The organism is Exiguobacterium sp. s78 (assembly GCF_018618985.1).
Classification (GTDB): Bacteria; Bacillota; Bacilli; order Exiguobacteriales; family Exiguobacteriaceae; genus Exiguobacterium_A; species Exiguobacterium_A abrahamii.
Genome location: NZ_JACSNB010000001.1, coordinates 1,628,966 through 1,643,684, shown reverse-complemented (window position 1 = coordinate 1,643,684; position 14,719 = coordinate 1,628,966). Strand labels below are relative to the sequence as shown.

General features: G+C 45.2%; 15 protein-coding genes. 7 read left to right on the top strand and 8 right to left on the bottom strand.

The features are described from left to right. The first annotated feature begins 11 nt into the window (after window positions 1-11). The 7 genes from KNQ18_RS08580 to KNQ18_RS08550 all read left to right on the top strand — a co-directional run bounded on the left by KNQ18_RS08580 (window position 12) and on the right by KNQ18_RS08550 (window position 7,608). Complete coding sequence (locus KNQ18_RS08580) at window positions 12-1,538, top strand: glycoside hydrolase family 13 protein (RefSeq protein ID WP_215084522.1); 1,527 nt, start codon at window positions 12-14, stop codon at window positions 1,536-1,538. 18 nt (window positions 1,539-1,556) lie between these two features. Further along, complete coding sequence (locus KNQ18_RS08575; RefSeq protein WP_214769419.1) at window positions 1,557-2,522, top strand: LacI family DNA-binding transcriptional regulator; 966 nt, start codon at window positions 1,557-1,559, stop codon at window positions 2,520-2,522. Window positions 2,523-2,673: 151 nt separating this feature from the next. Then, on the top strand, window positions 2,674-3,906 hold the full coding sequence (locus KNQ18_RS08570) for a sugar ABC transporter substrate-binding protein (RefSeq protein WP_214769421.1): 1,233 nt from the start codon (window positions 2,674-2,676) through the stop codon (window positions 3,904-3,906). A 34-nt stretch (window positions 3,907-3,940) separates the two neighbouring features. Continuing rightward, window positions 3,941-4,828 (top strand): carbohydrate ABC transporter permease, encoded by an 888-nt coding sequence (locus KNQ18_RS08565; protein ID WP_149427119.1) that lies wholly within the window; start codon window positions 3,941-3,943, stop codon window positions 4,826-4,828. 18 nt (window positions 4,829-4,846) lie between these two features. Further along, window positions 4,847-5,740 (top strand): carbohydrate ABC transporter permease, encoded by an 894-nt coding sequence (locus KNQ18_RS08560; protein WP_149427120.1) that lies wholly within the window; start codon window positions 4,847-4,849, stop codon window positions 5,738-5,740. 175 nt (window positions 5,741-5,915) lie between these two features. Continuing rightward, on the top strand, window positions 5,916-6,839 hold the full coding sequence (locus KNQ18_RS08555; RefSeq protein WP_241492581.1) for an ATP-binding cassette domain-containing protein: 924 nt from the start codon (window positions 5,916-5,918) through the stop codon (window positions 6,837-6,839). Between the two features lies 1 nt (window position 6,840). Further along, a complete protein-coding gene (locus KNQ18_RS08550; RefSeq protein ID WP_023467885.1) occupies window positions 6,841-7,608 on the top strand; it encodes an ABC transporter permease in 768 nt (255 codons plus the stop codon). Window positions 7,609-7,664: 56 nt separating this feature from the next. Here the strand turns inward: KNQ18_RS08550 and KNQ18_RS08545 are convergent, their stop codons facing one another. The 8 genes from KNQ18_RS08545 to KNQ18_RS08510 form a co-directional block, all read right to left on the bottom strand. After that, the gene (locus KNQ18_RS08545; protein WP_214724684.1) at window positions 7,665-8,102 is read right to left on the bottom strand and encodes an Asp23/Gls24 family envelope stress response protein; all 438 of its coding nucleotides are present in this window, start codon (window positions 8,100-8,102) and stop codon (window positions 7,665-7,667) included. 52 nt (window positions 8,103-8,154) lie between these two features. Continuing rightward, entirely contained in the window at window positions 8,155-8,361 is a 207-nt protein-coding gene (locus KNQ18_RS08540) for a DUF2273 domain-containing protein (protein WP_023467890.1), read from the bottom strand. A 20-nt stretch (window positions 8,362-8,381) separates the two neighbouring features. Further along, entirely contained in the window at window positions 8,382-8,924 is a 543-nt protein-coding gene (amaP, locus tag KNQ18_RS08535; RefSeq protein WP_215084520.1) for an alkaline shock response membrane anchor protein AmaP, read from the bottom strand. A 336-nt stretch (window positions 8,925-9,260) separates the two neighbouring features. Then, window positions 9,261-10,631 carry an amino acid permease gene (locus tag KNQ18_RS08530; protein ID WP_214769446.1) on the bottom strand — a complete coding sequence of 457 codons (1,371 nt, stop codon included), beginning with the start codon at window positions 10,629-10,631 and terminating at the stop codon, window positions 9,261-9,263. Between the two features lie 163 nt (window positions 10,632-10,794). Beyond that, window positions 10,795-11,679: a hypothetical protein gene (locus tag KNQ18_RS08525; RefSeq protein ID WP_214724687.1), complete on the bottom strand. Its 885-nt coding sequence runs from the start codon at window positions 11,677-11,679 to the stop codon at window positions 10,795-10,797. 58 nt (window positions 11,680-11,737) lie between these two features. Continuing rightward, on the bottom strand, window positions 11,738-12,331 hold the full coding sequence (gene uptA, locus KNQ18_RS08520; RefSeq protein WP_214724688.1) for an undecaprenyl phosphate transporter UptA: 594 nt from the start codon (window positions 12,329-12,331) through the stop codon (window positions 11,738-11,740). 123 nt (window positions 12,332-12,454) lie between these two features. Then, window positions 12,455-13,774, bottom strand: a complete 1,320-nt coding sequence (locus tag KNQ18_RS08515) for a Na+/H+ antiporter family protein (protein ID WP_214724763.1) — start codon at window positions 13,772-13,774, stop codon at window positions 12,455-12,457. A 314-nt stretch (window positions 13,775-14,088) separates the two neighbouring features. After that, window positions 14,089-14,640, bottom strand: a complete 552-nt coding sequence (locus KNQ18_RS08510) for a beta-class carbonic anhydrase (protein WP_035397969.1) — start codon at window positions 14,638-14,640, stop codon at window positions 14,089-14,091. Window positions 14,641-14,719: the final 79 nt, after the last annotated feature.

Genomic DNA, 14,719 nt, shown 5'->3' with positions numbered 1-14,719 from the left:
GAGTGAATGACATGATAAAAAGTCATCGGCATCAAGTAGTCTATCATCTATATCCGAAAAGTTTTCAAGATACGAATGGAGACGGAGTCGGAGATCTGAACGGTATTCGGAAACGATTGGATTATCTGCAGAGGTTAGGGGTGGACATGATTTGGTTATGCCCAGTGTACACGTCGCCTGGTTATGATCACGGGTATGACGTAGCGGATTATACTTCAATTGATCCCCTCTACGGTTCTATGGACGAGATGGAAGCCCTGATTGACGAAGCGAGTCGGCATGATATCACGATCATGATGGATATAGTCGCGAATCATACCTCATCCTGCCATAAATGGTTCATCGCATCTGAACATGATCCAGACGGTCCATACGGAGACATGTATATTTGGCGTGACGAACCGACAGAAGTGGAATCTTTTTTTGGGGGTTCTGCTTGGACGTACTCGAGTATACGTCAGCAATACTATTTCCACTCTTTTGCGAAGGAACAACCGGATCTTAATTGGAATCAGCCGATAGTGGCAAAAGAATTTGCACGTATTCTATCGTTTTGGATTGAAAAAGGAGTTCGTGGATTCCGTTTTGATGTCATCGATTTAATCGGAAAACAAATTCATCCGCACCGCTGGCTAAATTTCGAACGTGTACAGGAGGGATTACGAGAGATGTTGGCACCCGTTGATCGTTCAAATCTTCTTTTAGTCGGCGAAGCAGGAGGTCTATCTCCATCCGAAATTCGTCAACTTCAAGAAGAGAGATTACTTGATGTGGTGTTTAACTTTGAGACGTGCGCTCTTGACGAGGTGGCGGGTAAAAGTAAATGGCACCTCCAATCGTTTGATCCAGCAGAACTAAAAATGACGATTAAAAAATGGCAAGATGAGATGAAAGAAGACGGCTGGAATAGCTTATTTTGGAACAATCATGATCAGCCTCGCGTTCTCTCTAGATGGTACGACGATGATATAAGAGCAGCAAAAATGCTGGCATTGCTCCAGTTGACATTACGAGGAACCCCTTTCATTTATCAAGGAGACGAGATCGGGATGACGAACGGAATCATTCAGCAATCTGATTACCAGGATATCGAAACCCTCCATTATTTACAGCAAGGTGGAGCGATACAGTCCGTTCAGCTGAAGGGTCGTGATCATGCACGTCTTCCGATGATGTGGACGAAAGAGGGGGGATTCTCGACAGGATCAGCTTGGTTACAGGCAATGACCGATGCTGATCGTAACGTCCACGATCAACAACTGGATGATGATAGTCTCCTTCAGGTGTATCGACGTTTACTTTCGATACGCAAGACAGAGCCTGCCTTATTGGATGGAGAAATGAGGTGGCAGGAGACGCCATCGACGATGATCGCATTTGATCGAATTCATGGCGAACAGTCCCTTCGTATTTTAGTTAATTTGTCGAATCACTCAATTCGACATCGAATAAAGATGGGTAAGACATTAATAGGTGTAGGGGACTACTGTGAAGAGGAACTCGGTCCTTACGCGGCGGTCCTATGCTATACTTTTTGAAGAAGGAAGTGAAGTGAAATGACAGGAATTAAGGATATTGCAAAGGCAGCAGGCGTCTCGATTTCGACCGTTTCCTATGCGTTGAATGGGAGTACGAAAGTGACGGAAAAAACACGTCAACGTATAATGAAAATCGCGGAAGAGTTGAATTACATTCCAAATGCTGCTGCTAGAACGCTGAAGACTCGCAAGACGCATATCATCGGTGCCTTTCTAGGAGATTATTCAGGATCGTTTTACGGCGAATTATTAAAAGGAATTAATCATGAGTTGTCAGAAACGGGATATGAGCTGATCGTCTGTAATGGACCGGAATCCCATCGCCTCATGACAGAACGGATCGTCGATGGCGGGATAATTTTAGGTCATCGTTTCACCCAAGAACAAATTCTTGGATTTGCTGATCGGGGACATCCGCTGACGATTCTTGATCGAAACATGGATCATCCGAATATTAGTTGTGTGCTACTTGATAATGAGATGGGTATGCAACAAGCGATGCGAACGATAATCGCTACAAAACCACACTGTATTCATCTCGTCGATGGACCGGAAGAAAACCATGATGCTTTCGAACGTCGTGCTGTTGTCCTAGAACAGGCAGACTTAGCAGGTGTTGCGGTTCGTATATGGGAAGGTGGATTTACGAAACGTTCTGGTATCCGTGCTGCAAGTGAAATCCTTGAAGAGTTGAAAGATGGGGATGCCATCGTTTGTTTGAATGATGATATGGCTCTTGGCGTATACGATGTCTTACAAAATACATCATTTCGGATTGGTCTCGATATATCACTGACGGGATTTGATAAGCTTGAGGTTACGAATTATACACAACCGAAAATCGCAAGCGTCAGTTATTCGAAGTTAGATTGGGGAAAGTCCGCTGCTCGCGCCTTACTTCAATTGATTGATAAACAAGAGCGAACGAATGCGAAGATTGACTCAAAGTTCATCGTCGCAGGATCGGTCCTCCAAAAGAAATAAAAAAAAATAGGTTGTAAGCGCATACATGTATGCTTATAATGTTTATAGAAACGTTTAACCTGTTGCTTTAAGGAAAAACCTTTGTATAAACATTATTTTTTTAGAAAACAATCGAAACGTTTCGATTAATACGAGATGGAGGAATGGAACCATGAAAAAACTCGGACTAGCACTTGCGGTCGGCGCATTGTCGGTATCAACATTAGCAGCTTGTTCATCAGGATCTGGAGAAGATGACAAGACATTAACGGTATGGGCAATGGGTGAAGAAGGAAAGGCATTACCGAAGCTCGTAAAAGAATATGAAAAAGCAAACAAAGGTGTCAAAGTGAAGGTTCAGGCGATACCATGGGATACGGCACATGATAAATTGTTAACGGCAGTCGCTTCGAAGAACGGACCAGATGTCGTTCAAATGGGTACATCTTGGATGCCAGAATTCGTTGAAGCTGGTGCTCTTTCAGACATGAAAAAATATGTGGAGAAATACCCATCTCTTGCAAAAGATAATTTTTATGAGGGATCTTATGAAACAGTCGAATTAAAAGATGGCGTTTATGGTGCGCCTTGGTATACCGATACTCGAGTTCTCTACTATCGCAAAGATGCGTTATCTGATGTCGGGTATAAAAAAGCGCCAGAGACATGGGAAGAACTCGAGGATGCTTCAGCTAAGCTTGCGAAACGTCCAGGCGAAAATATGTACGGGATTACTTTGGATACGAACGATCAAATGTTGAACTTCATGTTTGCACGCCAAAATGGATCGGACTTATTGACTCAAGATAACAAACCGTTATTTAATCAGCCGGAATTCATTGAAAGTGCTGAATATTTAACGAGTTATTTCAAACAAAAGTATGCTCCGATTGATTTAGGAATGGATATCGTACAAGCATTTGGTGCAAAGGATCCGAATGTTCCAATGTTCATTAGTGGACCATGGATGATCAATCTGATTAATGAACAGATGCCGGGTATTGAATCACAATGGGGGACTGCAGTTCTTCCAAAAAAAGAAAATAATATTTCATTCCTAGGTGGAGCGAACCTGAGTATCTTTGAAAGTAGTTCTAAAAAAGATCAAGCAGCGAAATTCATCGCGTATATGAGTGAACCAGAAACACAAACAGCATGGATGGAGATGACGAAGTCGCTCCCTTCAACAAAAGAAGCATGGAAAAACGATACACTTCAAAATGACGAGAAACTTAAGACGTTTGGTGAACAAATGAAAGCTGCTCAACCAATGCCTCTCATCTCATCGTGGGAGAAAGTATCACAAACCTACTTACAGAGTTTCGAGAAAATGTACCGTGGCGATGCAGCGGTCGACAAAGAAGTGGAAGTGTTCCAAAAGAAAGCAGAAACCATCTTAAAATAATCGAAGCGGAAGCTTAAAGGAAGGAGTCCTCTGAATGAGACGGTTGCTCAACCATCAGGCGCCTTATCTGTTCATTGCACCTACCATCATTTTACTGTTTCTGTTTTCGATTACGCCGCTTTTCGTCGCCGTAGTGATGAGTTTTACGAACATGGATTTAGCGGGAATCGCGAACTATGCAAACATCGAATGGATCGGTACTTCAAACTATCTTGAAATTTTTAAAGATGAGGTTTTCTTAAAGGCATTAACGAACACGGTTTTTTATGTCATTTTGGGTGTACCACTTGTCATTACACTTTCGCTCTCCATTGCCATTGCGATTAACTTTGGTCGTGGAAAAGTATTTGAATGGTTTCGTGTCGTCTTTTATATGCCGTCGATTACGAACGTTGTTGCTGTTGCCGTCGTTTGGGGATTCTTATTCAATCCCCAATACGGGCTCTTTAATTTTATCCTGAATGCAATTCATCTACCGGATGTTCCATGGTTGCAAGATCCACTTGTTGCAAAATTATCATTGATCCTATTAGCCTTATGGCGGGCTGTCGGAATCAACATGATTATCTTCCTTGCGGCATTACAGGGGATTCCAAGAACGTATTATGAAGCAGCTGCACTCGACGGAGCCAGTACGTTTCAACAAATGTTTAAGATCACGATTCCTCTCTTACGATATGCCATTTTCTTCGTTACGGTGACGACATTGATTGGATGGATTCAATTTTTTGAGGAACCGTTCATTATGACGGAAGGTGGACCGTTGAATTCAACGACGTCATTGGCGCTGTTCATTTATCAAAACGGTTTCCAACTGAGTAACTTCGGATATGCTGCTGCTGGATCCGTTGTCCTATTCGTTTTAATCATTACCGTCACATTGATCCAGTTCCGTGTTCAAAAAAATGATAATCCATACTAAGGAAGGGGGGACGATTCGATGATTCCGAAAGAAAAACCTGTGATTGTAACAGGCAAGGAAGCTCGATTTTCACCAATCGCACGTCCGGAGAAAAGAAGACAGAAGGCTACTTTTCAATGGGGTCTTGCAACGGTATTGACGTTACTAGGTCTTTGTTTTCTCTTACCGTTTTTTTGGATGGTTCTTTCTTCAGTAAAAACGGATGCAGAAATTTTAGCACTTCCGCTAACGATTTGGCCAAAAGAGCTAACTTTTGAGCATTACGTTAATTTATTCGTGAACCTAAACTTTTTGACCTATTTGAAAAATACACTTTTGATTGTATTAGCATCGTTTTTCGGTCTACTCTTAACGGCGATGGCTGGTTATGGATTTGCCAAATTTCGTTTTAAAGGGAGTAAGTTACTATTCATTGGAGTACTCGCTACAATGATGATCCCAGGTCAAGTAACAATGATTCCAGTCTATTTAATGCTTAATCAAATGGGGTTAACGAATACGATGACAGGAATCGTTTTACCTGGATTAGTTGGTGCGTTCGGCGTGTTCCTATTTCGCCAATTCATGACGACGATTCCAGATGAGCTGCTAGAGGCATCTCGACTAGATGGAGCAAGTGAATGGCGTATTTTCTTCTCAATCGTTCTTCCGATGTCAAAACCCATTCTGGCGGTACAGGGAATTTTAACATTCATTGGAGCATGGAATAGTTTCTTATGGCCACTCATCATCGCGAATGACGAATCATTGTACACTCTATCTGTTGGCTTAGCGTTACTGCAGGGGCAACATGGTGGGAATTACGGATTGCAAATGGCTGGAGCTACTTTCATGGTCATCCCGATTATCATCATCTTCATGATTTTCCAAAAGTACATCATCGAAGGATACAATATTTCAGGTATGAAATAGGTATATGTTTTAATCTCGCGTTCTCTTTTGAGAGCGCGTTTTTATATGCAAAAATCGCTGAATAGTTCGTGTGGAATGATTGTACGTTACGCCATCTGTATAAAAGTTTTTTTGATTCGAGAACAGAAAAAACGGGAAAATCTTGGACATGACTTTGAATTCAGGGAAAGAAGGAATGAAGATGATTCATGTCGAGAATTTGACGAAGACGTATGACGGGAAAGATGTCGTCAAAGGCATCTCGTTCGATGTAGAGGCAGGAGAGATCTTTGCTTTTCTAGGACCGAACGGGGCTGGAAAGTCGACGACCGTCCAGATGCTGACGACGTTGATTCCAATTTCCGGTGGTCGAGCGACGATTCAGGAATTTGATGTCGTCAAACAGGAAAAACAGGTCCGATTGCAGATTGGGGTCGCCTTACAAGATACCGGCATCGATGAGGATTTGACTGGGCTTGAATTACTCGTCCTACAAGGGAAATTATTTGGATTAAGTCAGACGGAAGCAAAAACACGGGCAGAGGAATTGTTGCAGCTCGTCGGACTCGATCAAGACGGTCAGCGCAGATCGGGTACTTACTCCGGCGGGATGAAACGACGGCTTGATCTGGCATTGACGCTCGTCCATCAACCGACTGTTTTGTTCCTTGACGAACCAACGACAGGACTCGACCCCGCGAGCCGTGTACAAATCTGGAACGAGGTCCGACGATTAAACGAAGAGTTCGGAACAACGATCTTTTTGACGACACAGTACTTGGAAGAAGCCGATCAGCTAGCCGACCGAATCGCGATCATCAATGAGGGACAATTGATTGCGGAAGGAACGGCAGCTGAGCTGAAAGCAGCAAATGGAGAAGAGCGGATCGAATTGACGCTAGCTGAAAAAGAGAACGAACGGATCGTCTTAGAGACGTTTGCCGGTCGTCAGGAAAAAGATCGCCTCGTCATTCCTTCGCGGGGAACGGAGACATTGCGCGCGGTCGTCCGTTTTCTTGATGAACGAAAAATGGTCGCTACGTCACTGGTCGTCAAACAACCGTCGCTTGATGATGTCTTCATTCGTTTGACGGGACAAGCTTATAAGGAGGAATCGTGACATGATACGTGAAACGTGGTTTTTGATGCGTCGGAGTCTCCTCGTCACGTTACGTAATCCGTTTTCCTTCATTCCGAACTTGATCATCAGTGTCTTCTTCCTGCTCGTCTACACGAGTGGTTTGTCCGGAATCTCGAATTTACCGCAGTTCGACGGCGTCGATTATTTGAACTTCATTTTGCCTGTTTCGATCGTCTCGGGTGCTGTCGGCGGAGCAGGGGGAGCGGGGCAAGCACTCGTCAAGGACATCGAGAGTGGTTATTTCGCTCGACTCTTATTGACACCGGTCTCCCGGACCGCAATCGTCCTCGGACCGATGCTTGCCGGGATGCTGCAATTATTCGTTCAAACATTACTCATCTTCGGAATGGCATTCTTGCTTGGTCTATCGATTCCAGTCGGTGTCAGTGGCTTTTTCTTGACGATCTTACTCGCGCTTGGCTTCGGTCTCGCCTTTGCCGGTTACTCGGTCGGTGTCGCTTTGAAGACACGGAACGCCCAAGCCGCGCAAGCCGGAACACTTTTGTTCTTCCCGTTGATTTTCCTGTCGACGACATTCGTGCCGAAAGACTTGATTGAAGCCGAATGGCTCAAGATTGCCGCGACAATCAATCCGACGACCTATATCATGGAAGGGATGCGTAGTGTACTGACTCGTCCGGAAATTGATTGGTCGGTCTACTGGCAAGGTTTGATCGTCGCTGCTGTTCTCAGTATTGCGATGGTGATCTTTGCTGCGTTGAACGCACGCGGGGCATTGAAAAAGTAAAAAAATGGACCCGTTTTTAAGCGGGTCCATTTTATGCGGCTATCTAGTTGACTGTCTTATTTCAAATCGCGTTTTTCTTCCTCTTCTTTCGACGATTTACTTTTTGCGTCGAACTCAGAACGTGTCATGACATCTTCGACATGCATGTTGATTTCGATGACATCGAGTCCTGTCATATCATGGACTGATTTTTTGATTTTCGTTACAGCGTCTTGGAAGATGGACGGGATGTTTTTGCCGTACTCGACGATGACTTTTAAGTCGAGTGCGACTTGTCGTTCGCCGACTTCCGCGTCGATGCCTTTTGTGATATCTTCCGTGCTCCGGAAACGATCTGTCAATCCACTCATGAAGCCACCACTCATTGAGAGGATGCCTTTGACATCATTTGATGCGATACCGGCGATTTTCTTAATGACTTGATCTTCGAATGTGAGTTTATTTTCGTGTACTACTTCGTTTTCGTTTTGTTTAGTGTTGATTTCGTTAGCCATGAGAAATCTCTCCTTTTAGTGTAAGTTGAATGATTTTTTATTTTCTGTATGCTCAATCCCGTTGAAAGAACTGAATCCATCCTTCGACATCGAGCGCGTTATCCCGCCACTGACCGATCAAGTAACCGATTGTTGCGAATACGATGATCAACAACGTCGGTCCAAAACCGATCGTCAAGAACAAGGTGGCGAGGATCAGTCCGACTAGTCCGCCGAGTAGACGGTAGCGATACGGACGAAGTGCTTCGCTCGTTTTCATGATCTTCCTCCTCTCGTATCTTAGACGACGCGTTCAGACGTTTTTGTCTTCGTGTCACTGATCCGGACGCGTGTTTTTGTGACAGGTAGTTCGAGCAACGATTCGACCGCGTTCTTGGCGCGTTCTTGAATGTCTTTTCCGATTGTCGGCAAGCCTTCTTGACCGAAGACGGAACAGTCGACTTCAAGCGCGATGGTTTCTTTTTTCGAGTGAATGTCTGCGTTGACGCGTGGCGAACGTACGCCGTTGATACCGCGAATCGACTCGAGTGCCGTTCGTTCGATCGTTTGCTTAGAGATCGTGATATTCCCGTCACCCGTTTGAATCAGGAGACGTTGTCCTTTTGAACGACTGAGTAGTCCAGTGAATAATAGAATGACAAATACGAATGCTAGGAAGCCACCAAGTGATAAAATCGTGTAGCTATACCATTGTTGATCTTGCCACTGTTCAATCAAATGACTGAGTCGTGGAACATCATAGACGCCAAGTACAAGAAGACCGACGCTGACTAAACCGAGAATGCCGATCAGGACGAGTAGGAAACGATTGAATCCGTTCATGTTACATCTCTCCTTTCTGTCGTTAAAATGTTTTAACGTGATTGTTCTACACATGAAATATTATGTGTATGGTGAGAATATTCCCGCTCAAACGAACTCAAAACATAAAAATACACTTCGGATAAAAAGACTATTTATTCTGAAAATTTATCTATTTATTAGAAAAATAGTAGATGAAATACGGCTTTACGCATTGAAATCAAGAATGTTACGACGTCTTAAGGGTTTAAGCGTTCGCGAAAAAATATCTATCATGAATATTATTCAATGTCAATATAGAAAATAATCTCCATCAAAAAACTCCTCTCATGCGGTCATGAGAGGAGAGACAGACGTTTATTTTTCGACTTTCGGTACTTTTACGATGTAATAGACCGTACTTAAGATCAAGAAAGCGACTCCGATTAAGATCGAGACGCGTGTCTCATCGTTGAACAACATCCCGACTAGCACTGTCACCAGCGCGACGATCGACAGATAGTTCGTCACCGGCGCACCGGGCATCTTGAACGGATGTGAGGCTGTCCGTTCACTTTCGAGTTTACGATACCGGATATGACTGATTAAAATCGCGAACCACGGTACCATCCCTGGTAGTACCGAAGCACTGTAGACATACACGAAGATGTTCGTATCCTTCCCGAGAATGAGTGGCAAGGTGATATCGAGAATGACACCGAAGAAAATCCCGATTGAAATCGCGAAGACCGTGTAGAATGGAATGCCGCGTTTATTGACTTTCAAGAAGAAGGACGGCACTTGTCCTTTTTCAGCCAATGCATAGATCATCCGGCTTGCGCTGAAGATCCCGGAGTTACAACCGGATAAAGCGGCCGTGATGACGACGAAGTTGATGATCCCGGCAGCAATCGTGACACCGACCTTGGCGAATGTCGCAACGAACGGACTGCCGAGATCCGACAACTCATTCCATGGATACACCGTGACGATGATGAAGATGGATCCGACGTAGAAAATCAAGATTCGCCAGACGACACCATTGATCGCCTTCGTGATGTTCTTTTCTGGATCTTTCGTTTCTCCAGCTGTCACGCCGATCAACTCAACACCGATGTAAGAGGCGAAAACGATCGAGAGCGCAAAGAAGAAGCCGGTGAAACCATTCGTGAAGAATCCACCGTTCGCCCAAAGATTCGAGAAGCCGACCGGGTTTCCGTCATTCCCTAAACCAAAGAAGATGATTCCAAGTCCAGCGACGATCATTAGAAGAATCGTTATTACCTTGATTGAGGCGAACCAAAACTCGAGTTCACCGAACATCTTGACGGAAGCAAGGTTCGCAAGCGTCAAGAGAATGATGACGACGACGCCTGGAATCCAAGTCGGTAGCTCCGGCCACCAGAAGCGTAAATAGGTTCCGACAGCGATGACTTCACTCATCCCGACGACGACCCAGTTGAAGATATTACTGCTTGCTGTCAAGAAGCCAGCTGCTGGATGGATATAGTCGTTTGCGAACTTTGCGTACGAACCACTGTGAGGATGGGTGTAGACCATCTCACCAAGTGCCCGCATGATAAAAAAGATAAAGACTCCTGCTAGCATGTACGCGAGTAAGACAGATGGTCCCGTCCAAGCAATCGTACTAGATGCTCCAAGGAAAAGACCGACCCCGATCGTTCCTCCGAGTGCAATCATTTGTACCTGTCGTGCTGTTAAATCTCGTTTCAAATTCGAACTCATCATTTCCCCCAAAAAAATTCTGTGACGTCATAATGTTCAGACAATTTGTCCGAATAACTATAACGCTGAGTATACTATCCTCAGATAGAACTCGCTAGTCTTTTTGAAAATTTGGGTTAGAGGTTTTCAAAAGTAAAAAGATTATGAAACAACTGTGTAATGGCTTTCATTTGCCTGCTAAGAGAGAGACAAGTCGCTGACCGAGTCTCCCGAAATATAGGTGTTCCGAGGTCGCTAGTACGATCAAGTCATTACGCATTGTAAGGTCACCTGACAGGGTATTTCCCTGTTCTGTCATGAATCGAATCGAACGAACACTTTCAAAGAGCGTACCTTTCCGTTCGAGTAAATGTGCTTCATCAGAATTTGCGGCAAGCAGAAAATCGTCGTACCGAGCGAACTGAGAAAAGGCGATCGTAGGTGCCTCACAGACGAGATCTTCCTCTTGATCGATACGAATGAAACGGTAATCAGAGTAGTAGAAGAACCAGACTTCTTTTGATGAACAGACGTTTAAGGCGTAACAATCATCAATCGGGTATTGACGGTTTTTATATTTTACTTCGCCCGTATCGTCAAAAGCGACGAGACCAAAGGCACCATTTGAACTGGTTACGGCGTCAGCATAGACACCTTCGTCAAAATAACTGACCCAAATCCACCCTCGTTCATCGATTTGCATGTTTTGAATCCCATCATCTAAACAAAATTGATTGACTAGATTTCCCTGAACATCATAAATAAAGGCATTCGGCAACCACGTTCCGTCTACGTCATCATCGCAACGGGAAGCGACGAGTAACAAACGTCCATCCGGAAATCGATCGACGAGCGAAAAATCAATTTCGCTTTTTTTAACGATCGTCGTCTTACGCCAATCATCCTTCAATTGATGAATGGAAAGGACGTGTTCATTGCGTGCTTCGTCGAGGGTTTCTTCGACGATCAAAATATGTCCGTCGACGGTGATCCCAGTCGCGACAGAACGACCCGACCGGTAGGATGCAGTCAAACGACGGAGTGGAAAATGGGCAAGCGGGGATGTGAGCATGGCAGGACCTCCTGTTTGTTTAAAAAAACAGTCCGTCGTCAGACAGACTGCTAGTCGTTCAAACCGTTCGTTGACGGCGTTTGTAGATGACGTAGAAGATGATCAAGACGACAGCAGCGATTAAGACACCGTTCGTATACGGTGCAGCGACTTCCTTGATCGAGCGCCAGTTCGTTCCGAGCGTTTCACCAAGATAGAGGAATAAGATCGACCATGGAATGATCGCAAGCACCGTATAAAGAGAAAACTTCGATTGATCCATCTTAGCAAGACCTGCCGGAATCGAGATGGCATGACGGACGACCGGGATGAAACGGGCGCCAAAGATGACGCCTTGTCCGTACTTTAAGAACCAACGCTCGGCTAAATCCAAGTGATGCTCTGAGATCAAAACATACTTTCCATATTTCAGAATAAGGGGACGACCGCCGTAGCGAGCGAACCAATATAAGAATAATTGCGAGAATAATCCACCGATGACGGCAGCGACGATGGCGAGCGGCCAGCCGATCGTTCCTTGGGAAATCATGAATCCACCGTAAGAGAGGACGATTTCACTCGGTATGATTTCAATCATCAACCCGAGGGCGATGCCGAAATATCCGAGATCGGCAAGCGAAAGCAAAATCTGGTTGACGACTTGAGATAACACGTTAGACAACTCCTTTGTATCAGTTCATTCCTTTATTTTAGAGAACCGAGGACGAAATGAAAAGGAAAAAAACGGAGACAATTCAAAAGACGGATTCGCGATGACAGCGAATCCGCCTTGTTTTTACAATACGACCGCAGCGATCGTACCGAAGATGAGTAATGGAATGTTGTAGTGCAGGAACGTCGGAATGACCGTTTCTCGCATGTGATCGTGCTGACCATCAGCATTCAAACCACTCGTTGGTCCGAGTGTCGAGTCAGACGCCGGGCTACCCGCGTCACCGAGAGCACCGGATGTTCCGATGATGGCAATCGTCGCTTCTAAGCTGAATCCGTACTGGATACAAAGTGGAACGAAGATGGCAGCGATGATCGGAACGGTCGAGAAACTCGAGCCGATCCCCATCGTGACGAGAAGACCAATCAAGAGCATGACGAAGGCGGCAACGAGTTGTGAATCGCCCATCAACGCTTTCGAATTCTCGACGAGTGGCTCGATATCGCCCGTCTTACGCAAGACGTTTGAGAAACCGTTCGCTGAAATCATGACGAAACCGATGAATGACATCATGCGCATACCGCGTGTAATGACGTCATCGGCTTCACTGAAGCGAACGAGACGAAGCAGCAAGAAGAGAATCAACCCCGTCGTCGCAGCGAGAATCATTGATCCGGTCTGTAGTTGTACGATCAAGGTCGCGATGACGACGACTCCACTTAAGACAAGCTTCGTTTTCGTGATGACCGGAATTTCATAATCGTCCGGTGCGATGTCGCGAATCTCATACGTCCGCTCTTTCCGGTAGGTGTACAAACCGATCAAGAGACCAACGACCATTCCGAGTGCTGGAATCGCCATTGCTTCGATGACGGAAGCTCCAGCAGTATCGAGACCATTTGCCTTCAGGTTCTTCAGCAAAATCTGATTGAGGTAAATGTCTCCGAATCCAACCGGTAAGAACATGTACGGTGTCACAAGACCGAACGTCATGATGATCGCTATCCGGCGTCGATCGATCTTAAGCTGAGAAAAGAGACCGAGCAACGGCGGAATGATGATTGGAATGAATGCGATGTGGATCGGCAACACGTTTTGTGAACTGATCGCAAGCAAGAGAATCGCGAACAAGATGAATCCTTTTAATTTTTTGACGGAAGCGGCACTTGCGTTACCACGCGAACGCGCAATCAAAGAGTGAGCAAGTGCATCCGGTAAACCTGTTTTCGAGAGGGCGACGGCAAATGCACCGAGCATCGCGTAGCTAAGGGCGATTTCTGCTCCGTCACCAAGACCACCGGAGAATGCTTTTGTCGTCGCAGTCAGGTCAAGACCACCGACAAGACCACCGGCAAACGCACTGATGACCATCGCGAGCACGATGTGGACGCGGAAGATCGCTAAAATAAATAGTAAAAAGACGGCAAACAATACGGCGTTTATCATTCAGTAAAACCACACTTTCTTTTGTTATCACTGTACTATACTAAAGTATCTTACAGCCATGTTGGAATGCTGTCAAGAGTAAAAGTCTGACCTCGTAATCAAAAGATGAATGATACGCTTTTTAGCTCTCCACAAGAAGTTACATTCTGTTATACCCCGAAGCATGAAGTGAGAAGCGTTTTGATCACTGAAAATGACTCATACAAAAAACGTGCCATCCTTCTCCGTTACGAGAAAATATGGCACGTTATTTTTAAATTAAGACGGAGTAGAATATCCGAATCTATTTGCGTTTCTTCTATAGAGAGTGATCAGCAATCGACGACGTCGAGCTTACCAGTCCCTGGATCGATGACGAGTCCGTGAACGTTCGTCCCAGGTGGTAGTAATGGGTGGTTCTTCACGAGGCTGACCGAGTGAGCGACGCTTTCTTGAACTGACGTGAAACCACGCAACCATTGATTCAAATCAACGCCAGATACTTCGAGCGTGTGAAGAATCTGTTGGTCGATGCCCCGATCCTTCATCTCGTTGATCATGTGGTTAGGATCAATCGTGCTCATGCCGCAGTCGTGGTGACCGATGACGACGACTTCTTCAGCACCAAGAGCATACAACGCGACGAGAATCGAGCGCATGACGGAACCGAATGGGTGCGATAGGATAGCACCGGCATTTTTGATGATCTTCGCATCCCCGTTCTTAAGACCAAGTGCGTGTGGGAGGAGCTCCGTCAAGCGGGCATCCATACACGTCAGGATGACGACCTTTTTGTCTGGGAACTTATCCGAGACGAACTGTTCATACTGTTTTTCGGCGACGAATCGCTCGTTGAAGGCTAGCATTTCCTGTACAACTGACATTCAAGTGTCCTCCTTTAGTGGTAGCTCTTAATATGTACCCCATATCAGAATACAAGATGATGAAACGGCTATCAAGTCA